Annotated in this window: 18 protein-coding genes and 2 tRNA genes; 10 read left to right on the forward strand and 10 right to left on the reverse strand. The window is 60.7% G+C overall.

From position 1 onward, the window contains the following. Positions 1–6: 6 nt before the first annotated feature. From truB to pnp, 3 genes are all read left to right on the forward strand, one after another. Positions 7–906 (forward strand): tRNA pseudouridine(55) synthase TruB, encoded by a 900-nt coding sequence (gene truB / locus ACLIKD_RS07170; protein ID WP_428827755.1) that lies wholly within the window; start codon positions 7–9, stop codon positions 904–906. 107 nt (positions 907–1013) lie between these two features. After that, a complete protein-coding gene (rpsO, locus tag ACLIKD_RS07175; protein WP_226419656.1) occupies positions 1014–1283 on the forward strand; it encodes a 30S ribosomal protein S15 in 270 nt (89 codons plus the stop codon). Positions 1284–1392: 109 nt separating this feature from the next. Beyond that, positions 1393–3537, forward strand: coding sequence for a polyribonucleotide nucleotidyltransferase (gene pnp, locus ACLIKD_RS07180; RefSeq protein ID WP_428827756.1), 2145 nt, complete (start codon positions 1393–1395; stop codon positions 3535–3537). A gap of 120 nt (positions 3538–3657) precedes the next feature. Here pnp and dksA read toward each other — a convergent pair whose 3' ends face one another. After that, the gene (gene dksA, locus ACLIKD_RS07185) at positions 3658–4083 is read right to left on the reverse strand and encodes an RNA polymerase-binding protein DksA (RefSeq protein ID WP_226419658.1); all 426 of its coding nucleotides are present in this window, start codon (positions 4081–4083) and stop codon (positions 3658–3660) included. Between the two features lie 139 nt (positions 4084–4222). On the opposite strand from dksA, the gene ACLIKD_RS07190 reads away from it, so the two are divergent. Both ACLIKD_RS07190 and ACLIKD_RS07195 read left to right on the forward strand, forming a co-directional pair. Then, a tRNA-Pro gene (locus ACLIKD_RS07190) sits at positions 4223–4299 on the forward strand. A 32-nt stretch (positions 4300–4331) separates the two neighbouring features. After that, positions 4332–4408 (forward strand) — tRNA-Arg (locus ACLIKD_RS07195). Positions 4409–4701: 293 nt separating this feature from the next. Here ACLIKD_RS07195 and ACLIKD_RS07200 read toward each other — a convergent pair. The 4 genes from ACLIKD_RS07200 to ACLIKD_RS07215 form a co-directional block, all read right to left on the reverse strand. Further along, positions 4702–5379 carry a lytic transglycosylase domain-containing protein gene (locus tag ACLIKD_RS07200; protein ID WP_428827757.1) on the reverse strand — a complete coding sequence of 226 codons (678 nt, stop codon included), beginning with the start codon at positions 5377–5379 and terminating at the stop codon, positions 4702–4704. Continuing rightward, the gene (locus ACLIKD_RS07205; protein WP_428827758.1) at positions 5367–5753 is read right to left on the reverse strand and encodes a VanZ family protein; all 387 of its coding nucleotides are present in this window, start codon (positions 5751–5753) and stop codon (positions 5367–5369) included. Before ACLIKD_RS07205 ends, ACLIKD_RS07200 begins: the two co-directional genes overlap by 13 nt. Next, complete coding sequence (locus ACLIKD_RS07210; RefSeq protein ID WP_428827759.1) at positions 5743–7203, reverse strand: undecaprenyl-phosphate glucose phosphotransferase; 1461 nt, start codon at positions 7201–7203, stop codon at positions 5743–5745. The genes ACLIKD_RS07205 and ACLIKD_RS07210 overlap by 11 nt, the downstream gene beginning before the upstream one ends. Positions 7204–7423: 220 nt before the next feature. After that, the gene (locus ACLIKD_RS07215; protein WP_428827760.1) at positions 7424–8704 is read right to left on the reverse strand and encodes a nucleotide sugar dehydrogenase; all 1281 of its coding nucleotides are present in this window, start codon (positions 8702–8704) and stop codon (positions 7424–7426) included. Between the two features lie 246 nt (positions 8705–8950). On the opposite strand from ACLIKD_RS07215, the gene ACLIKD_RS07220 reads away from it, so the two are divergent. The 5 genes from ACLIKD_RS07220 (at position 8951) to ACLIKD_RS07240 (ending at position 15067) form a co-directional block, all read left to right on the forward strand. Further along, a complete protein-coding gene (locus tag ACLIKD_RS07220) occupies positions 8951–10759 on the forward strand; it encodes an EAL domain-containing protein (protein ID WP_226473144.1) in 1809 nt (602 codons plus the stop codon). A 255-nt stretch (positions 10760–11014) separates the two neighbouring features. Next, positions 11015–13192 (forward strand): PhoX family protein, encoded by a 2178-nt coding sequence (locus ACLIKD_RS07225; RefSeq protein WP_428827761.1) that lies wholly within the window; start codon positions 11015–11017, stop codon positions 13190–13192. A gap of 57 nt (positions 13193–13249) precedes the next feature. Next, positions 13250–13900 (forward strand): PEP-CTERM sorting domain-containing protein, encoded by a 651-nt coding sequence (locus tag ACLIKD_RS07230; RefSeq protein WP_428827762.1) that lies wholly within the window; start codon positions 13250–13252, stop codon positions 13898–13900. Positions 13901–14165: 265 nt separating this feature from the next. Then, a complete protein-coding gene (locus tag ACLIKD_RS07235; protein ID WP_226473147.1) occupies positions 14166–14375 on the forward strand; it encodes a hypothetical protein in 210 nt (69 codons plus the stop codon). A gap of 65 nt (positions 14376–14440) precedes the next feature. Then, positions 14441–15067 carry a hypothetical protein gene (locus tag ACLIKD_RS07240; RefSeq protein WP_428827763.1) on the forward strand — a complete coding sequence of 209 codons (627 nt, stop codon included), beginning with the start codon at positions 14441–14443 and terminating at the stop codon, positions 15065–15067. A 31-nt stretch (positions 15068–15098) separates the two neighbouring features. On the opposite strand, the gene ACLIKD_RS07245 is transcribed toward ACLIKD_RS07240, so the two are convergent. The 5 genes from ACLIKD_RS07245 to ACLIKD_RS07265 are packed head-to-tail and all read right to left on the reverse strand — an operon-like array spanning position 15099 to position 21440. Continuing rightward, positions 15099–15839 (reverse strand): WecB/TagA/CpsF family glycosyltransferase, encoded by a 741-nt coding sequence (locus ACLIKD_RS07245; RefSeq protein WP_428827764.1) that lies wholly within the window; start codon positions 15837–15839, stop codon positions 15099–15101. Beyond that, positions 15836–16942 (reverse strand): non-hydrolyzing UDP-N-acetylglucosamine 2-epimerase, encoded by a 1107-nt coding sequence (wecB, locus tag ACLIKD_RS07250; protein ID WP_428827765.1) that lies wholly within the window; start codon positions 16940–16942, stop codon positions 15836–15838. The genes ACLIKD_RS07245 and wecB overlap by 4 nt, the downstream gene beginning before the upstream one ends. A gap of 30 nt (positions 16943–16972) precedes the next feature. Beyond that, positions 16973–18928, reverse strand: coding sequence for a heparinase II/III domain-containing protein (locus ACLIKD_RS07255; protein ID WP_428827766.1), 1956 nt, complete (start codon positions 18926–18928; stop codon positions 16973–16975). Further along, positions 18925–19983: a glycosyltransferase family 4 protein gene (locus ACLIKD_RS07260; RefSeq protein WP_428827767.1), complete on the reverse strand. Its 1059-nt coding sequence runs from the start codon at positions 19981–19983 to the stop codon at positions 18925–18927. Before ACLIKD_RS07260 ends, ACLIKD_RS07255 begins: the two co-directional genes overlap by 4 nt. Continuing rightward, positions 19980–21440, reverse strand: a complete 1461-nt coding sequence (locus ACLIKD_RS07265; RefSeq protein ID WP_428827768.1) for a hypothetical protein — start codon at positions 21438–21440, stop codon at positions 19980–19982. Before ACLIKD_RS07265 ends, ACLIKD_RS07260 begins: the two co-directional genes overlap by 4 nt.

Consider the following 21440-nt stretch of genomic DNA (forward strand, 5'->3'; position numbering starts at 1 on the left):
CCGTTCATGCAAGTCAAGAAGACCTGGAAACAGGTCGATGGCGTTTTGTTGCTCGACAAACCGATCGGCCTGACTTCCAATGATGCCTTGCAAAAGGTCCGGCGCCTGTTTTCGGCGGCGAAGGGCGGGCATACCGGAACCCTCGATCCGCTGGCGACCGGCTTGTTGCCGCTCTGTTTCGGTGAGGCGACCAAGTTTTCGGCCGATCTGCTTGATGCCGACAAGACCTACGAAGCGATTGTCAAATTAGGCGTCACAACTGATTCGGGTGATGCCGAAGGGGTAGTGATCGCGAGCGCTCCGGTCAATGTCTCCGAAAATGATATTTCTCGGGTGTTGCCGCAATTTACCGGCGATATTCAGCAAATTCCGCCCATGCACTCGGCGCTCAAGCGGAATGGCCGGCCGCTCTACGAGTTGGCGCGCCAGGGCATCGAAGTTGAGCGGGAGCCGCGGGCGGTGACTATCTACGCTGTCGACTGCCTGGATTTTTCCGGCGATAGCCTGACCTTGCGTGTGGCTTGCAGCAAGGGAACCTATATCCGCGTCCTGGCTGCCGACATCGGACAGGCGCTTGGCTGTGGCGCGCATCTGACCGGGCTGCGTCGCACCATGGTCGGCGATCTCGATCTGGCCAATGCCGTCACCCTGGCCGAGCTGGAGGCGCTGGATGAGGCGGAGCGGGCAGGGCGCCTGCAACTAGTCGATGCCTTGTTGCTCAGTTTGCCGGTGATGACCGTCGAGGGCGAGGCGGCCGAACGTTTTCGTCATGGCAATCCGGTCGATCTGCCGGACGGTCTGGCCGGAAAAATTCGTGTCTATGCCGATGACCGACTGATCGGGGTCGGCGAGCCGGGAGGCGATGGCCGCTTGTGGCCGAAACGACTGGTGCAATTGGCTGCTTAAGCAGGTATAATCGCGCGCTTTCCGTCGCCAAACGGAAAAACCAATTTTAACTTGGCGCTGGCTCTATCAAACCGGGGCGGCGTCGTAACCATGAAAGAGAGTTTGAAATGGCATTCACTACTGAAATCAAGGCCGGCATCGTTGCCGAATTCCAGCGCGCTCCTGGCGACACTGGTTCTTCCGAAGTCCAGATCGCGCTGCTGACCGCCCGCATCAACGATCTGACCCCGCACTTCAAAGAGCACAAGAAGGATCACCACTCCCGTCGTGGTCTGCTGCGTCTGGTCAGCCAGCGTCGCAAGTTGCTGGATTACCTGAAGGGCAAGAACATCGATTCTTACCGTACCCTGATTACCCGCCTTGGTCTGCGCAAGTAAGCCAGAACAAAGCCACGTAGAAAAAGCGGCCCGGAAATATCCCGGCCGCTTTTTTCGTTTTTATTGTTGTGTCGTGTGTTGTTTATTGTGATGAGAGTGAAAGGAAATTATGTTTAATGTCGTGAAAAAAACCTTCGCCTATGGCGACCATCAGGTCACCATCGAAACAGGCGAAATCGCCCGCCAAGCTGGCGGCGCCGTATTGGTGTCGATGGAAGAGACTGTCGTTCTGGTAACCGTTGTGGCCGCCAAGAGTGCCAAGCCGGGTCAGGATTTCTTCCCGTTGACCGTTGATTATCAGGAAAAAGTTTACGCTGCCGGCCGTATTCCCGGTGGCTTCTTCAAGCGCGAAGGCCGTCCTTCCGAAAAGGAAACGCTGACCTGCCGTCTGATCGACCGCCCGATCCGCCCGCTGTTCCCGGACGGTTTCTACAATGAAGTTCAAGTCATCGCCACCGTGATGTCGCTGAACCCGGAAGTCGATTCCGATATTCCGGCTCTGCTCGGTGCGTCTGCTGCCCTGGCGATTTCCGGCGTGCCGTTCAATGGCCCGATCGGCGCTGCCCGAGTCGGCTACATCAACGGCCAGTACGTCCTGTGTCCGACCCTGAGCCAGCTCAAGGCCAGCCAGCTCGACCTCGTGGTCGCCGGTACCGAAGCCGCCGTGCTGATGGTCGAGTCCGAAGCCGATCAGCTGTCTGAAGAGATCATGCTCGGCGCCGTTGTTTTCGGTCATACCGAAATGCAGAAGGCGATCAACGCCATCAACGAACTGGTTGAAGAAGCCGGCAAGCCGGAATGGGAATGGCAAGCTGCTCCGACGGATGAAGCGCTGGTTGCCAACCTGTCTGCACTGGTCGCTGCCAAGCTCGAAGAGGCCTACAACATCACCGTCAAGCAAACGCGCAGCCAGGCCGTCAAGGTCATCCGTGCCGAGGCTGTGGCTGCCCTGTGCACCGGTGCTGAAGGCGCTCCGGATGAAAACACCGTCGGCAACCTGTTCCACGAAATCGAAGCCTCCATCGTTCGTGGTCGCATCCTTTCCGGCGCACCGCGTATCGATGGTCGCGACACCCGTACCGTGCGTCCGATCACCATGCGTTCCGGCGTCCTGCCGCGCACCCATGGTTCCGCGCTGTTTACCCGTGGCGAAACCCAGGCTCTGGCTGTCGCTACCCTTGGCACCAATCGCGACGAACAGATCATCGACGCGCTGGCTGGCGAGTACCGCGATCGTTTCATGATGCACTACAACATGCCCCCGTACGCCACCGGCGAATGTGGCCGTGTCGGTACGCCGAAGCGTCGCGAAATCGGCCATGGCCGTCTGGCCAAGCGCGCCCTGCTGGCCGTGCTGCCGAAGCCGGAGGATTTCTCCTACTCGATGCGCCTGGTCTCGGAAATCACCGAGTCCAACGGTTCCTCGTCGATGGCTTCTGTCTGCGGGGGCTGTCTGGCGCTGCTCGATGCCGGCGTGCCGCTCAAGGCACACGTTGCCGGTATCGCCATGGGCCTGATCAAGGACGGCAACCGTTTCGCCGTGCTGACCGATATCCTGGGTGACGAAGATCACCTCGGCGACATGGACTTCAAGGTGGCTGGCACGACCGCTGGCATCACCGCGCTGCAGATGGACATCAAGATCCAGGGCATTACCAAGGAAATCATGCAGGTCGCCCTGGCGCAAGCCCAGGAAGCCCGTTTGCACATCCTCGGCCTGATGCAGGAATCCGCTGCCGGCCCGCGTGAAGAAATGTCGGCCTACGCGCCGCGTCTCTACACCTTCAAGATCAATCCGGAAAAGATCCGTGACGTGATCGGCAAGGGCGGCGCCGTGATCCGTGCGCTGACCGAAGAAACCGGTACGACGATCGACATCCAAGACGACGGTACGATCACCATCGCTGCGACCAGCGGCGAAGCTGCCGCTGCTGCCCGTTCGCGCATCGATGCGATCACGGCGGAAGTCGAGATCGGCAAGATCTACGAAGGCACCGTGCTGAAGATTCTTGATTTTGGCGCGATCGTTTCCGTGCTGCCGGGCAAGGATGGTCTGCTGCACATCTCCCAGATCGCTCAGGAGCGTGTTGCCAAGGTCGAGGACTACCTCAAGGAAGGCCAGGTTGTTCGCGTCAAGGTTCTCGAGACGGACGACCGTGGTCGCGTCAAGCTGTCGATGAAGGCGGTTGCCGCTGAAGAAGGTTCTAGCCAGCCGGCGGTTGCGCCGGACGCGGCTCAGCAGCAACAGCAGTAAGCTATCAATTGGTGCCTCCCGTGAAACGGGAGGTGTCAGTCAAGAAAAAGGCACCTTCCGGTGCCTTTTCTTTTTTGCGGTTTTCTGAAGATTTGCCGCAAAACGAGCAAATCACGAATGTTATTTCGCCATTTGTCTTTCTTTCATTTCGTCCAGCGTCTTGCAGTCAATGCACAGCGTCGCCGTGGGGCGGGCTTCCAGGCGCTTGATGCCGATTTCGACGCCGCACTTGATGCAGAAGCCGTAATCGCCGCTTTCGATGCTACCCAGCGTTTCCTCGATCTTCTTGATCAGCTTGCGCTCACGGTCGCGGTTGCGCAGTTCGATTGCTATATCGGTCTCCTGGCTGGCCCGGTCGTTCGGGTCAGCAAAAACCGTTGCTTCGTCCTGCATGGTGTGCACCGTGCGGTCGATGTCCTCGCTCAGCTCCTTTTTGAGCGTTTCGAGAATCTTGCGAAAGTGGGTGAGTTGTTTCGCGCTCATGTAGTCCTCACCCGGCTTGGGTTCGTACGGTGCGAAATATTTGTGGAGCAGTTCTTCTGCCATTTTCTTGTGCGTCCCAGTGACGAAAAAGGCGATTAAATATCAGAAAGGCGCCGGCGAGGCAAGGAAAGTTTATTTCAAAAAGATAGGCTCTTGATCTGGTGCGGCTTTCCGGCAGGTGATAGACTACGTCTCCTCGTGTCGGGGCGTAGCGCAGCCTGGTAGCGCATCTGCTTTGGGAGCAGAGGGTCGTGAGTTCGAATCCCACCGCCCCGACCAATTTCTTCCCTGTTTTCGGTATCGCACCTCAAGTGCCCGTAGCTCAACTGGATAGAGCAGCTGCCTTCTAAGCAGCAGGTCGGGGGTTCGAGTCCCTCCGGGCACACCAAAGTATCAATCAATGCAATGCTTTGCATTAAATCGCCGACTAATCAAGTCGGTTTTTTTACGCCTGCTTGTTTTTATCGATGCCCTGACGAGAGGTGGCCAAGAGCCGATTGGTTTGTTCTTGGGTTTCAGGTGTAGGGGTGGGGTGGTGGAAGCCAAACAAAACGATTCTGGAGTGTTTCTGAGTGTTTTCCAGGAAAGGCAAAGGGTCTATTTCCCAGGTGCAACGTCATTGATGTCAACTGACGCGACCGGCGCTTATTCAACGACAGATTTACTCTTCAAGGCAGCGAGCTACATCCGGGATGGGGTGTAGGTGCCTTTAGCTACGTTACCGGATGATCTGGAGGCAACGACGGGTCGTCCTGCTGCCGGGGTTGGGGGCGAGATCAGGCGGGTGCCGGCGGCGTAAGCGATGGCCTTGGCGGGCGCATTGCGCCATTCGTTGAAGCGTTCGAGCACCGCCGGTACGTAACGTTGGGTTTCCGGGTAGGGCGGGATCGTCTCGGCATATCTGCTTACTGCGCCTTCGCCGGCATTGTAGGCGGCCAGGGCCAGGTCGGTGCGCTGGTCGTAGCGGTCAAGCAGGTAGCGCAGATAGCGGGTGCCGGCCAGCAGGTTGGGGCGGGCTTCAGCGGCATCGGCGACGCCGAAGCGGCGGGCGGTGTCGGGCATCAACTGCATCAGGCCGCGCGCCCCTTTTTCCGAGACGGCATCGGCCCGGTAGGCCGATTCGACCTGGATCAGCGCATGGACCAGCGCAGGGTCCAGTCCGGCTTGGCGGGCGGCGGCGGTAATTTCTTCGGCGTAGGGTTTGGCGGCCAGCGCCGGATGGGCCAGGGCAGGTGGCTTGGCTGCCAGGCGGTATTGCTGGCCATTACCCAGTTGCAGGCGATAGCTCTCGGGATCGAGCGCGCTGGCCTGCGGCAGCAGGATCAGCCAGCCGGCAGCGAGGGCGATCAGGTGCCGCATGGGCTTTGCCCCGGCCAGGTGCGCCGGAGACGGTGCCAGACGTAGAGCCCGCACAGCACGCCGATGGCGTCGGCCAATCCGTCATCCCAGCCCGGCTGGCGCTGCGGTACGAAGAACTGGTGCAATTCGTCGGCGAGCGCGATGCCCAGGGCCAGGCCGATAAGCATCCAGAGCGGGATCTTGGGCAGCGCCAGGCGCAGCCCGCAGCTCAGCACGGCAAAAATGGCCAGATGCAGCAGTTTGTCCCACGGATGGGAAATCAGGTTGGCCGAGCCCGGCGTGCTGCCGAAGCCGAAAAGCAGAGCAAGAATCGCAATTACTACGATGCTGCCGAACCATCGCGCCAACCGGCGGTAGGCCGGGCTAATAGGCATACTGGTCCTTGAAGACGACGCCGACCGTCTTGAGAATGATGTAGAGATCGAGGCCGAGCGACCAGTGGCGCAGGTAGTCGAGATCACATTCGACGCGTGCCTTCATCTTGTCCAGCGTTTCGGTTTCGCCGCGCAGCCCGTTTACCTGCGCCCAGCCGGTGATGCCCGGCTTGACCTTGTGGCGGACCATGTAGCCGTTGATCAGCTTGCGGTACTGCTCGTTGTGCGCCACGGCATGCGGGCGGGGGCCGACGATGCTCATGCGGCCCTGCAGCACATTGACGAACTGTGGCAATTCGTCGAGCGAGGTCTTGCGCAGGAAGGCGCCGAGGCGGGTGATCCGCTGGTCGCCCTTGCGCGCCTGGGCGATCTGCCCGCCATCCTCGCAGACCGTCATCGAACGGAATTTGTATACGACGATTTCCTGGCCATCCAGCCCGTAGCGGCGTTGTTTGAAGATGACCGGTCCCGGCGACGAGAGTTTCACGCCGGCCGCGACGACCAGCAGGATGGGCGAAATGAGCAGCAGGATGAGCAGCGACAGCACGATGTCGGACAGCCGCTTGGTCAATCCGTTGGTCCCGGTGAACGGCGTTTCGCAAACGGAAACCACCGGCATGTCGCAGATCGTCTCCATGCGGCTCTGGATGATGTCGGTAACGAACAGGTCGGGGACGAAGTAGATCGATGCCGTGGTGTCGCGCAGTTCGTCGAGCAGGCGCATGATGCGCGGCTGGGTGGCCATCGGCAGCGAGATGTAGATCAGGTTGACCTGGGCCTGCTTGACGTGTTCGGCCGCCTCGCTGATCCGGCCGAGCAGCGGGCGACCGTGTCCGATGACATGCAGTCGCTCGATATTGCGGTCGTCGAAAAAGCCGAGCACCTGCAGGTCGCTGTACGGGCTCTCGGCCAGCCGGCTGGCCAGTTGCGCGCCTTGCTCGTTCATGCCGATGATTACCGCCCGTTTGGCGCCCTGGGCCCGGAGCAGCATCGGCGCAGCCAGACGGAACAGGGTATGGGCGACGATCAGGCAGAGCGGCGCCGCCCATAGCCAGGTGATGATCGCCCGCGCCGGAAACAGGCTCAGGGCTTTCGTCGCGTAGCCGAAAATGACGATCAGCGAAGCGAGAAACAGCCAGCCGGTGACGATGTTCAGCAGGCTGCGCACGAACGATTCCTCGAGCCGCGGTTGGGCCGGGAAGGTCAGCGAGAAGGCCATCAACGAGACAATCAGGTAGGGCAGGGTGAGTTCGCCTTCCTCGATGAAACTGATCATCCACACCGAAAAAGTCAGGACGATCGGGTCGAGGACCACCTCGATCACGTTGATCAGGTTATCGCGGCCGATATGCAGACTGGCGACCCGGTTGAAGCGCGAGGTGCTGCCCAGATACGGTGCGGGGGCCGTCGTCGCTGGTGGTGGGCAGGTGGTTGAGGCAATGGCGGTCATGATTCGTTTCTGCCGAGGCAAGAGTGCAAGTGCCGGCTGTTGGATGTCGCTCAGGTAAACCAGCCGGTCATTCTGGGCCGGCGACACGGCCTGCCTGATTGGCGGTCAACGAAGAACGGGAACCAGGCCAGCTTATTCCGCGTTCATTAAATATTTGTGAAAGCCGACGCATTCGTTCGCCAAGGATCGTCAGTACCGCGCTGCTGGCCGGTCTGCCGGTTCACAGCCGCCAGACCCGCACCCCGGCAGCTTCCAGCATGGCCTTGTCGAACATCGCCTTGACGTCGATGAAGCAGCCGCCCTTGACCATCCGGCGGGCCAGATCTTCGCTGCCCAGCGCCAGGTATTCGCTGTGCGCCACGGCGGCAATCACCGCGTCGGCCCGCGGCAGGTCGTCCCAGGCTGACAGTTGCACACCGTATTCGTGCAGCGCTTCATCGGGGTCGGCCGCCGGGTCATGGACGAAGACCTCGATGCCGTAGCTCTTCAGTTCGCCGATGATGTCCGCCACCTTGGAGTTGCGCAGGTCGGCACAATCCTCCTTGAAGGTCAGCCCCAGCACATTGACGCGGGCGCCCTTGACGTAACTGCCGCCGGCGATCATCTGCTTGACCGTCTGTTCGGCGACGAACTTGGCCATGCCGTCGTTGATGCGTCGGCCGGCCAGGATGACCTGCGGGTGATAGCCGACCATCTCGGCCTTGTGCGTCAGGTAGTACGGATCGACCCCGATGCAATGGCCGCCGACCAGGCCCGGCTTGAACTTGAGGAAATTCCACTTGGTTCCGGCCGCCTCGAGCACCTCGCTGGTATCGATGGCGAGGCGGTCGAAAATGATCGCCAGTTCGTTCATCAGCGCGATATTCAGGTCGCGCTGGGTGTTCTCGATCACCTTGGCAGCTTCGGCCGCCTTGATGCTGCGGCAGCGATGGACGCCCGGCTTGACGATGCGCTCGTAGAGGGCGGCCACCCGGGCCAGCGTTTCCGGCGTGTCGCCGGAAACCACCTTGAGAATGCTGGTCAGCGTGTGTTCCTTGTCGCCCGGATTGATGCGCTCCGGCGAATAGCCGACGAAGAAATCGCGCTGCCAGACCAGGCCGGATTCGCGCTCGAGCACCGGGATGCACACTTCTTCGGTGGCGCCGGGATAGACCGTCGATTCATAGACGACGATGGCTCCTGCCTTCATGTGCCGGCCGGCCGACATGCTGGCGCCGATCAGCGGTTTGAAGTCGGGAATGTGCGCCGCATCGACCGGGGTTGGCACGGCGACGATGATGATGTCGGCTTCGCCCAGCCTGCTCGGGTCATCGGTATATTCGGCATGGACGGCGGCGGCCAGCGCCGAGTCGTCGAGCTCCCGCGACGGATCGCTGCCGGCGCGGCACTTCGCCACTTTGTCCACGCTGATATCGAAGCCGATGGTGCGTCCGGTTTTCCCGAACTCGACGACGAGCGGCAAGCCCACATAACCGAGGCCGATGACTGCAACGACTGACATGATCTCTCCCTGAAAGTGAAATGCCGGCACGACGTGCCGTGCCATGTTGGCCAGCCGGGCAGTATCCATAGTGTTTGTTACAGCAAGACTGCTGCCGCGTTATGCCGAACGGATCAGGCGGCCTGCCGCGTGCCGGGGAATCCGCGTGGTCGTGGCGATCGAAGCGTTTTCCCGGCCGGTCACAAACCTGTCATTTGGCCGGCGTACCCTCGACGATATGACCTTTGGCCTATGGAAGTGCTTCTGATGCAGGCAGAAAACATCTCGAATCTCGTCGATACGCCGGCCAGCAAGGTCGGGCGGCAATTTGTCTTTATCAAGGACGACCGTCTGCAGGAGGCGCCGACCGTCCGCAGCCTGCTCCGTTCGATGTCTCCGGCCTTGCCGGAGACCACCTGCGAGGAAGTGATGAGCCGGTTTCTCGGCGATTCGGCGATCTATGCCTTGCCGGTCGTCGATGCAGAATTCCGGCCGGTGGCGCTGGTCGACCGCAAGGGCTACATCGAGTTTTTCACCAAGCCCTACAGCCGGGAGATTTTCGGCCGGGATGGCATCCACGCCTTCCTGAACTCCGGCCATTACCATGCCTCGATCCCGATTGTCGTCGAGGATTATTGCAGCGTCGAAGATGCCGCCCAGATCATCATTGCCTCCGGCATCGAGCATCTGGTCACCGGCTTCATGGTGACCAGTCACGAACGCTACATCGGCGTCGCCAACGGCCATGACCTGCTCAACCTGATTACCCAGCGCAAACAGGCCGAACTCTATTTCCTGGCGCATTACGATCCGCTGACCGGGGTGCCCAATCGCACGCTGCTCAACGACCGGATCAGCCAGGCTTGTCTCGATGCCGACCGGAAGGGGAGTTCGGTCGCCCTGCTGTTCGTCGATGTCGACCGTTTCAAGCAGATCAACGATTCGCTCGGCCACCGCGCCGGCGATGCCGTGTTGCGGGCGCTGGTCGGCCGGCTCAAGATGGCCGCCCGGAAAACCGATACCGTGGCGCGGATCGGCGGCGACGAGTTCATCATCATGATGGAAGATGTGGCCGACCCCGACCATGCCAACGATGTCGCCCAGCGTCTGGTCGAATCGATGCTGCCGCCCTTCGAATTGCTCGGTCACGCGCTGATCGTCACGGTCAGCATCGGCATCGCCGTCTATCCGCACGACGACCGCGATCTCAGCCGCCTGCTGGCCAAGGCCGATTCCGCGATGTACGAAGCCAAGGCCAACGGGCGCAACGGTTTCCGGATGTATAGCGAAGCCAGCGCTGGCTACAATCCATCCCGGCTGTCGTTGGAAAACGATCTGCGCCAGGCCATCGACCGCGACGAGCTATCGCTGGTCTATCAGCCCCAGGTCGATTTCGCCAGCGGCCGGATTCAGGGCGTCGAAGCCCTGCTGCGCTGGCAGCACCCGGTACGCGGCGCGATTTCGCCGATGGAGTTCATTCCGGTCGCCGAAGAGAGCGGCTATATCGTCCAGCTCGGCGAATGGGTCATGCGCCGTGCCTTTTGCCAGCTCGGCGAGTGGAAAGCCAAGGGGCTGCCGGCAATTCGCATGGCGATCAACATTTCCGCCGTGCAATTCCACCAGAGCAACTTCACCGATGTGCTGACCGATGCCCTGACCGACTACGAGGTCGATCCTTGCCTGATCGAACTGGAACTGACCGAGAGCGTGCTGATGCACAACGTCGAGGGCGTGCTGAGCAGCCTGAAACGCATCAAGGGGATGGGCATCCGGCTGGCCATCGACGATTTCGGCACCGGCTTCTCCAGCCTCAACTATCTGCGCCGTTTTCCCATCGACCGCCTGAAAATCGACCAGTCCTTCGTCCGCGACATCGAAAATACGCCAGCCAACGAATCGATCACCCGTTCGATCATCGCCCTTGCCGAAAGCCTGTCGCTCGAAGTGGTGGCCGAAGGCATCGAGAAAAGCAGCGAGCACGAGATCCTCAAGAAACTCGGTTGCCTGGAAGGGCAGGGCTACTTCTTTGCCCGGCCGCTGCTGGCCGTCGACGTGGATGCCTGGCTGGCGCCGTGAGCGGCCGGCGCGGCGGACTGTGAAAACCGGCCGCCGCGCACTGATCCGATCGGACTACAAACCGGCATCGCTGGCGATGGGTTTTCTGTAATACGCCAATGGCAACATCGCCCGGCCGTCTGCCATGGATTTCGTGCCGCTTCCCTGCCGGCCTGCAGACCGATCTGCATATGCGCCACCAGTCCGGAGCTGCAGCGATTTACCTGCGGATACATCAATCACGACCATTCGATCACTACCCACTGAGAGGTTCCCATGAAAGGCAAAAGCCACCCCCGGAACGACCTGACGCTCAACCCGTCCGGTAACGATTCCATTCTCGACGTCATTAGCCGGCTCGATGTCAGCCGTCGCCGCTTCGTTCAGGGCAGTGCCAGCGCCGGCATGCTGGCCGCCGCCGGCGGCATCACGTTGTCCGGCATCGTCAATACCGTCGAAGCCGCCGCAGCCGCACCGGTCGTCGGCATCGGCTTCGAGCCCGTCCCGGCCAGCCTGGCCCCGGTTGCCGACGTGGTTACCGTGCCGGCCGGCTACACCGCCAAGCTGCTCGTCGCCTGGGGCGATCCGATCATGCCGGGTGGCGTTGCCTTCAAGTCCGACGCCAGCAACACCGCCGCCGAACAGATGAAACAGTACGGCATGCACACCGACGGCATGCACTTCTTCCCGTTCCCGAGTCGTGGCCAGATCCTCAGCGACCGCGGCATCCTGTGCGCCAACAACGAATACACCCACGAGGAAGTGCTCTTCCCGGCCGGCCAGACTGGCAGCGACGTGCTCGGCGCCGGTTACACCATCGAAAAGTGCCGCAAATCCCAATCGGCGCATGGTGTTTCCGTCACCGAAATCCGCCGCGTCAATGGCAAATGGACTGTCGTGCCCGGTTCCGTCTATGGCCGCCGCATCACCGCCAATACGCCGATGCGCGTCGCCGGCCCGGCGGCTGGCCATGCGCTGATGAAAACCAGCGAGTACAACGTCACCCCGACGGGCTCCGTCGCCACCGGCAAGAGCACGGACGGCACGACCGCCAACGGTACCGTCAACAACTGCGCCAACGGTGTTACGCCGTGGGGCACCTACCTGACCTGCGAAGAAAACTGGAACGGCAACTTCGGGGCGACCGCCGCGCTGCCGAACGCCACGACCGAGGCGGGCAAGCTCTATAACCGCTACGGTGTGGCGGCCGCCGGCGCCGGCTATCGCTGGCACACCGTCGATCCGCGCTTCGATCTGGCGGTCAATCCGAACGAAACCAACCTGTTCGGCTGGGTTGTCGAAATCGATCCGCTCGATCCCAAGTCGGTGCCGGTCAAGCGCACCGCGCTCGGCCGCTTCAAGCATGAAAGCGCCCAGTACGTGGTCGACCGTGCCAATCACCTGGCCTTCTACATGGGTGACGACGAGCGCAACGAATACATCTACAAGTTCGTTTGCGACGGCAAGTACAACCCCGGCAACAATGCCGCCAACCGCAACCTGCTCGACGAAGGCACGCTCTACGTGGCGCGTTTCGATGCCGACCTGAGCGGTACCTGGCTGGCCTTGCGCCCGGAAACCATCGGGGTGAATGGCGTGGCACTGCGCGACAACCCGAACTTCGTCGGGGCCGACGATGCCGAAGTGCTGGCCAAGATTTTGATCAAGACCCGTATGGCCGCCGACGCCGTGGGCGCCACGATGATGGACCGTCCGGAATGGACCGGAGCGCGTCCGCGCGTCAATGGCAACGACGAGATCGAAGTCTATTGCACGCTGACCAACAACAACCGGCGCGGGACCGCCACCGCTTCGGCGAACAAGATCGATGGTTCGACGACCGCCGCCTCGGCCCGTCCGCCGGTCGATGCCGCCAACCCGATGGAAGACAACATCTACGGCCACATCATCCGCTGGCGCGAAAACGGCCAGTCGGTTCTGGCCACCGGCTTCACCTGGGACATCTTCGCCCAGTGCGGCGATACCGCGACCAGCAAGGCCGCCAAGCCGACCAACGACTACAAGGGCAACATCAACGACACGCCGGATGGCTCGGCCGATATCGGCGCGCCGGATGGCCTGTGGTTCGACCCGTTCGGCCGCCTGTGGGTGCAGACCGACCAGCTTGGCAATGCCACCGGCGACTGGGTCAATCTCGGTGCCAACAGCCTGTCCTGTGCCGATCCGGTGACCAAGCAGTTCCGCCGCTTCCTGACCGGCCCGAACAAGTGCGAAGTCACCGGCATCACCATGACGCCGGATGGCAAGACCCTGTTCGTCGGCGTCCAGCACCCGGGTGAGGATGCCTTGGCGGCGAACCCGACCCAGTTCTCCAGCTGGCCGTCCAGCCAGTGGGCGACCCGGGCCGACGGCGTGACCCCGCTGCCGGCCGGTCGTCCGCGTAGCGGCGTGGTGGTCATTACCAAGAACGACGGCGGCATCGTCGGCGCCTGATCGATACCTGCCACTCCCCGGCGGTGCGCCGGGGATCAATCTGAAAGGATATTTCGCATGAACAAACTCAACCTGATCGCCGGCCTGCTGCTCGCCGCCGGCGCCGCCACTGCCCAGGCGGCAGTCATTGTCGACCGGGCCGATGTGCCGGCCGCAGCCAGCGTGCTCGATTTCGAAAGCTACGACGGCCAGATTTTCGACGCCGCCACCTTCAACTCCGGCGGCCTGTCGATGACCGCCAACCAGCAATTCACCGTCGGCCAGACCATTGCCGATCTCGGCGAAAACGGCATCTGGGGCGCTGGCAACCATTTCCTGTCGTTCGACTACGTCGGCGGCATGACGCTGGACATCAGCTTCAACGGCCAGACCACCAAGGGCTTTGCCTTCGACTACAGCATCTATGAACAGGATCTCGACGGCTCGGCCTTCCTGACGGCGCGCTACTACGATCTGAACAACAAGCTGCTGAAGACCACCAAGTTCATCTTCTCGCCGTTTGGTGCCGACACCTACGACCAGTTCCAGAGCTTCGGCTATGTCAGCGACACCGCCAATATCGCCCGCGTCACCATCGCCGGTGATGGCGTGGTGCTCGACAACCTGACCTATACCCAGCCCGTTCCCGAACCGGAAAGCTACGCCATGCTGCTGGCTGGCCTTGGCATGCTGGGTGCCGTAGCCCGCCGGCGTACCAAGCGCGGCTGATCCGGCGCTAACTGAAGAGCAGAAGGGCCGGGAATATCCCGGCCCTTTTTGCTGCTGCTCGATGGCCGGGCAAAAACCAACTTTTGTCCGCAATTTATCTATAGTGCATAATGTGAAAAGCTGGTGCGGGCGATGGAAATTTTCACGAAACTGTAAAGATAGTTCTCGATAATTCTGCACCGCGTACTAAATATAGTATTGGCCTCCCGCCGCGAAGCATCGCGAGTGGCGTCGGAGATGAGAGTGAGACAACCGGAAGCCGAAGATGAAAAAACAGCTCGAAGAGTACGTGGGATGCGTCGTACGCCTGAACAAGGCGGCTTTCCAGAAGATCAAGGAACAGGCCGATCGCTCTGGCAAGTTCGTGGAAAACTATTTTCTGGTCGCGTCGGTCAGCCAGCAAATGCGCAAGCTGGTTTGCTACGGCTGGGATTTGCGGCTGACGGTTTCCATGTCTGACGTCGTTCCGGTCTGAGACCGGCAATAGCGGGTGGCCCCCTGGTCGGGCAACCGGCCCGGAACATTGTTGTTGCTACATTGTTGTTTTTTCTGCCGCCGGCCGTGATCGGCGGCACCGGTTTTGAGGCCGCCTGCGAAAAGCTGGCCAGCGAAGCGGCAATCCGCGTGGTTTTCGAGGATCGGCCAGTCAGCCGCGACGATAGTCGCCAGCTCGATGTCCTGAAGCGGCTGTCCGGCGCCGGAACCAACCCTTATCACAGCGTGCTCGGACTGACTCATGCCGAACCGACGGCCAGCCTGGACGTCATGCCCCGCATCCTGACCGATGTCGATGGCCAGGTTTGCGGTGTTTCCTCACTGCGCTTGAAGCTCGGTTTTTCCGCCCTGCAGGTGTACCTGGCCAGCGAACTCCGGGATTCTTGCCGTCGGCGCCTTGTCGAAGAGCACGAGCTGGAACATGTTGCGGTATGGCGCAATCACCTGCGGGTTGCGGCGCGGATGCTGGAGACGCTGTTGCGAAGGAAACTCGGCGAGACCGCCTATTTCAGGACCCCGGCCGAAGCTGACGAAACCTTGCGACGGCGCACCGACCAACTGATCGCGCCGCTGCTCAAGGACCTCAAGGATGGCATCGTCACCGATCAGCAGCAGATCGATTCCGCAGCCTCATACCAGTACCTCGAAGGCCGGCTGCGGGCTTGTCCATAGTTTGCTGCTGGTGGAGGCCAAGCAGCAAGACCTAACGACGCGCCGTCGCCTCGCGCAGCAGCAGCCAGAAGAACGCCATGTCATCGATGAAATAGCGTTTGAACATGCGGCGCGGCTCCTGCAGGAAGCGGTAGAACCACTCCAGCCCGCTTTTCTGCATCCAGACCGGCGCCCGTTTTACCCTGCCGACCGCCACGTCGAAGGTGCCGCCGACGCCCATGGCAAAGGGAATCCGCATTTCGGCCTGGTATTTGCCGAGGAACTGTTCCTTTTTCGGCGAGCTGATGGCGACGAACAGGAGGTCGGCACGCGCCGCCTTGATCTGCTCGACGATGCCGGCTTCCTCTTCCTGCTTCCAGTAGCCATTGCGGTAACCGGCGAGCGTCAGGCCCGGGTATTTCTTCTGGTAAATATTGCTGACGCCGGAAACCACTTCCTCTCGGGCGCCGAGCAGGAAAACCCGCCAGCCTTTCTGCGCCGCGCGCTGCATCAGCGACTCGAACAGATCGACGCCAGCGACGCGCTCTTTCAGCCCCTTGCCGAGCAGGCGCGAGGCCCACACCACCGGCATGCCGTCGGCGTTGATCAGCGCACAGTCATTGATGATCTGGCGTAGCTCCGGGTCGCGGCTGGCCTTGACCAGCTTGTCTACATTCACCACCACGTGCTGGTGCGGCTTGCCGCTGTGGATGAAACCCTCGATCGTCTGCAAGCTTTCTTCCATCGACAGGTTATCTACCTGGCAGCCCATCATTTCAATGCGGCGATTCATCGGGAAAGCTCCTTGGCCAGAATCTCGACAATGCGTTCCGCCGCCTTGCCATCCCATAGCTGCGGCCGGCGGCCTTGTTTGCCTTGGCCGCGCAGCACCTTGCGGGCTTCCGCGACGATGCGTACCGGCTCCGTCCCGGCCAGCACGTTGGAGCCTTCATCCACGGTCACCGGCCGTTCGGTATTTTCGCGGATGGTGATGCAGGGCACGCCGAGCGCTGTGGTTTCCTCCTGCAAGCCGCCGCTATCAGTCAGGACGACCACCGCATCCTTCCACAGGTTGAGGAATGCCATGTAAGCCTGCGGCCCGATCAGCGTCACATTGGGCCCGAGATCGACACCGAATTTTTCCAGATTGGCCCGGGTGCGCGGGTGAACAGGGAAGATCAACGGCAATTCGGCCGCAATCTCGCGCAGCGCACCGCCAATGCGCGCCATCATCTCGGCGCTGTCGACGTTGCTAGGCCGGTGTAGCGTCACCACGCCGTAGCTGCGCAGGGCGGCCTTCAAGGCCGATGTTTCGAAGCCGGCAGTGTCGGCATCCTTCAGCTTTTCGGCCTGATAGAGCAGGTTGTCCACCATCACATGGCCGACGTAATGGATCGCCGACTCGGCCTTTCCTTCGCGGCGCAGATGCGTGGCTCCACTGGGTTCGGTGACGAAGAACCAGTCGGAAATACTGTCGGTTACCAGCCGGTTGATTTCTTCCGGCATCGTCATGTCGCCGCTGCGCAAACCAGCTTCGACGTGAGCGACGGGAATGTTCAGTTTTTTGGCGACAATCGAGCAGGCCAGCGTCGAATTCACGTCGCCGACCACCAGCACGGCATCCGGACGTTGCGCCTGGCAAAGTTCCTCGAAGGCCACCATGATCTTCGCCGTCTGTTGCGCATGGCTGCCGCCCCCGGCCGCCATGAAAACATCCGGCTCGGGGATGCCTAGTTCCTCGAAAAATACCTCGTTCATCTCCCGGTCGTAATGCTGGCCGGTGTGAATGATGCGGAACTCAAGCCCGCTGTGGGCCTGAATGGCGCGCACGATGGGAGCAATTTTCATGAAATTCGGGCGGGCACCGGCGACGAGGTAAATAAGTGGATTGGCCATGAGCGTTCTGAAGAAATGGATCTGAGTTAATTAACGGATCGAAATCTCGGTGCCGACCAGGGATATTTGTCGGCTGCCCAGATTGACCACCGGTTTTCCTGCCGGGAAGGAAACCTGGGCGCGGGGCAGGGCGCAATCCATGCGCAATACCGCAACGAAATAGGCGGAGGGTTTCGGCGTTTTGTAAAAAAAGCGATTCCAGTAATGCGGGGTGCTAGCTGTTGCCAATTGAGGCGCCGGCGTATAACCCGCCTGTGTCGCCAGCGATAGGTCATCTGGCGCGCTAACTTCGGCACACATTTCAGCTCCCTCCAGATTTAGTTTGTAGCCCGCAGCGTTGGTCTGCAGCGGCGCAGTTGTGTGCAGGTTCCACTCCCACTGCCGAGGCGTGGCGCTGCGCAACTGATCGATTACCACCAGCGTCGCCGGGCGCACAAAGACCAAGGTTCGCTTGGCCAGCGACACTTGTCCGTCGTAGGCGGCCGCAGCATCGCCAGTTACTAGATCGTAATCGGCGGTTGTTACAAAACGAGTGATTTTGCCGGCAAGCTGTGCGCTGCCAAGGCCATCTGCTCCCAAGCCTTGTCCCTTGCCGGCGTCGAAGGTAATCGCGTTGTGGGCCTTGGTCTGCTTGTACCAGTTCCGCCAGTGCGGCGAGTTGTAGTAGTCGTAGTAACCGCTGTCCATGGCCAGCACCTTGCCGTGGGCGTAGAGCAGAAATCCGTTCTGATCCGCATGCGAGTGGTTTAGAGAACCGTATGGGCTGCTCTTGAAATACACTGAAACCCGCGCGCGGTCGGCCAGCGAATCATGCAGGGCGGCCCAGCCGACCGACGGAAAATAGGCACTATTCGCTTCGCCCTCGGGCCATGGGGCACTGCCGGACGGCTGGCGCGGGCTGAGCAGAACGTGCAGGCGAGCAATATCCTCACCGAACAATTGTTTTTCGTACCAGCGGGCCAATGGTGTCGAATAGCGACTCATGATCGCCTTGCCGAAGCGCGCCCATTCTTCCTTGCGATTCACTTCGGCACCATCCCCGAAAACCCCGGCCGGGGTGCCTGGCGGTAGCGTGTAGGCAATGAAACGCGGCAACTGTGCAACCCATGCTTTCTGGTATATCGGCAAGGCCAGCGCACGCTCGATCAGATCCCATATCAGCAAGGATTCGCCCGTATCCCACAGCACATAACTGCTGCCATTGGCGTAACCCCCATCGTCGCCACCCCATGGGCTGAGGTTGGCGAGGTAGGTTTGCAAAGCGGGCTCCAGCCAGCCACGGGCTTCCGGCAATTCGCCCAACACTATCGTCAAGGCACCAATGAATTTGCCCAGCGCGTGGAAAGCAATGCCATCGCGCGGGTTGGCCTTCACATTCCTGAGCGCGGTCGGCAGCGCCGAAAGAGCGCAAGTTTTCACTACATTGCGCGCCAGCTCGCGCTCTGCGGCATTTAGCGCCGGGTAGGCAAAATCGTAAGCCAGCGCAAAATACCAGGCATATGCCCGTGCCTGCATCAACTCGCCATGACACTGGTTGTCGATCACCAATGGGCCAAAAATCGCCATGCGCGCCCGCAGTTCGTCAAGAAACCAGCTGTCACGAGTGAAGTACCAGCTGACAGCCGACTCTGCCAGTCCTTCCAGTGCTCGCTCCTGCTTGAACCAACTCTTCAGGTTCGTTGGCGAGTTGAGTGGCTCAGCCGCAGAAATAAACGACATATCCACGATACGCACCGACGTCCGATGCAGGTAGTCGGACAAGGCCTTTACCCCTCCGGCCCGCTCTGCCGAAGCCGCCTCGACAATCCCCGAATGATCTGCCCCTCCCCGAAACAGCCGCGGGTGTCCAACTTTCGCGGTCTGCTCGAAAGCGCTCAGGGCGGAAGCGATTGCGGCAGTGCTGAAACGCGGATCATCAGCCGAACTGGCGAACGTCACATGGCCAAACAGGGCGCACAACAGCAATCTGTATAGCCAGCGGCTCATCGGGCGAGTTGCCCGTACTGCCAGCGCAGGCGTTTGAGTACTACATCCGCTGCATAGAGTTCACGGACCCTGGCCATTGCCCTTTCGCTCAAGGGCGCACTGCGCGTGGTGTCGAGCGCTGCCAGAATGGCCTCACCCAACTGTCCAGTGTTTCCCGGTTCGACCACGAAGCCGCAATGTCCATCATCAAGCATTTCCGCTACCGCACCGACGCGGCTTGCCACCACCGGTGTTTGCGCGGCCATCGCTTCCAGCACCGACATTGGCATTCCCTCGGCGTACGAGGGCAGTACAAAAACACCTGCCTGGCGCATCAGTCTGGCCTTCGCCTCGCCGTTTACCCAACCAGGAAACTCGACCTGTGAGGCGATTCCTCTATCGGCAGCCAGTCGTTTGAGATCTTCTTCGGCCGACCCCACTCCGCAAAGGAGTAGGCGCAGGCCTGGCATACGTTGCGCAATGGCCGCCACCGCATTGACCAGATCGAAGACGCCTTTTTCCCGTTCCAGTCGCCCGAGAAATAGAATGCTCGATTCGCGGTTTTCCGATGCTTCGTCAACCAGCGGCAAATCGATCGGATTGGGTAGAACATGAACCGGAACCTTTGGTACAACGTTGCGCAGCCATGTCGCAATCTCGTTGTTCAGGCAATAGATCAGGCTGCAGGCTTCCAGGCTGCCGACCACCTTCCGCCGGGCCGAAGGGGCAAGACGCTGATCGACAAACTGCCGGAATTCGCCGCCGTGCAAATGAAAAATGACCGGCACCGAAAAAGCCCTGGCCAACTGCATGAAAGCGCGCTTGCGCCAGAAACTGCCATGTGACGCACCATGCACGTGCAAAAGCTTGACGCGGTTGGTGGCCAGAAGCCCGGCAAAACGCAGTACCGCCGAGGCAGCGACCGACAGCTTGCGTCCGGTGCCGCCCTCCGTGGCAGTCGTCAGGTAGCGACAGGCACCTTTGGAAAACAGCCCATTTGCGCGGTAAACCGCAACTACCGAGGCCATTCCCCCCTTGGCATCCGGGCAGGGTCCGATCATCACGGCGCTTTTCACGAAAGGGCGCTTTCCTCGTTGTCGATATGGGCAGCCCCGAGGTAGCTGGAAATATCGAGATGCTGCACGAGTAAACGGTGTTTGCCGATGCGGGTGCGCGGGATTTCATCGACGCGGACGACCTCTATCTCCAGTCCTCCTTGGGTTTTCTTGCGGATACCGTCGGCCAGGGCCATCTTGACGTTCGCCGGCAAGTCTTCTCGGGAGATTACCTTGAGCGTGGCGCGGCCGCTTTCATGTTGCTCAAACTGCATGCGGTCGGCGTCGGCCAGTTGCTCGAAGTGGGCGGCACCAATGGTGCAGATCGAAACCAGGCGATGATCACGGCAAACCAGAAACTCCTGCAAGCGCCCCTCTATGCGGTCCACTACCTGGAAACCTGGCCGCAGGGTATTCGGCTGTGCCGTCCACATCGCCATGTCGCCGGTACGGTAGCGAATCAACGGCATCACCAGATTGTCGTAGCCGGTGGCGACAATTTCACCCAGCACGCCCGGTTCGCTAATCGGTTTGCCGTCGAAGTCGATCAATTCGACATGACCGTACAGCGGCCAGAAGAAATAGCGGCTGTCGCCGGGCAGCGAAATCGACTTGATGGCGCCTTCGGAATGGCCGTAGTCGCACAGTACCTCGCAGCCGAAAACCCGCTTTAGCAACTCGACCTGATAGTCGTAGATATTTTCCGAAAACAACTGGATGCACTTGATCCGCGCAGTAATGGCCGGTGCCGGATGGGCTTCCAGCCATTTCGCCAGCGGCGTGATGGCGGAAGGGAATGCGTGAATGAAAGTTGGCTGCCATTCCTCGATTGCCGCCATATAAGCCGGCATGTGTTCCGCTTCCAGGTGGTCGGAACTCAAATGCAGATAACGTTTGATCGGGTCGTACATCCACAACGGCTGCCCGGGCTGTCCGGCTCCGGGTACCGTCCGGCCACGTAGCGCCAGCGTCACGTCCCGGTCACCGATGCCGGCAATCCGGTCGAATTCGCCGTTGTAGGCAAAACTTTTCGGGCGGGTGACGTGGCGATGCCAGTAAAGCTTCATTGGCACCGAAGTCGAGCCGCCGGTAAATGTTGCCATCCGCATCGATTCCGGCAGACCGGCCGAAACGTAATCCTCCAGGCTCGCTTTCAGTTCCTGCTTGGTCAGCAGCGGAAACGCCTGGAGCATTTCCGACGGTGTTCTTCCGGGGCTGGTGACGACGTCGCGTAAATGCCGATAGGCCGGTACATGCTCCGTTGCCGCATCGAGAAGCGCGAACATTTTCTCGCCGGCCCGCCGAAGCAAGATCTCTGGGTCGGTAATCGCGATTTCGTCAAGAAACTCCGGTGCTTTCCGGCCGTAGCGAATGCCGACCGGTACTGCCGAATACGCCGTGCCGACGAACGATTTGACCCATTGCGGGGCGGCCGTGTAATGCTTGAGCAGGGGGTGAATCCAGTCTTCAATTGGCAT

Source organism: Azonexus sp. IMCC34842 (assembly GCF_050368855.1).
Lineage (GTDB): Bacteria > Pseudomonadota > Gammaproteobacteria > Burkholderiales > Rhodocyclaceae > Azonexus > Azonexus denitrificans_A.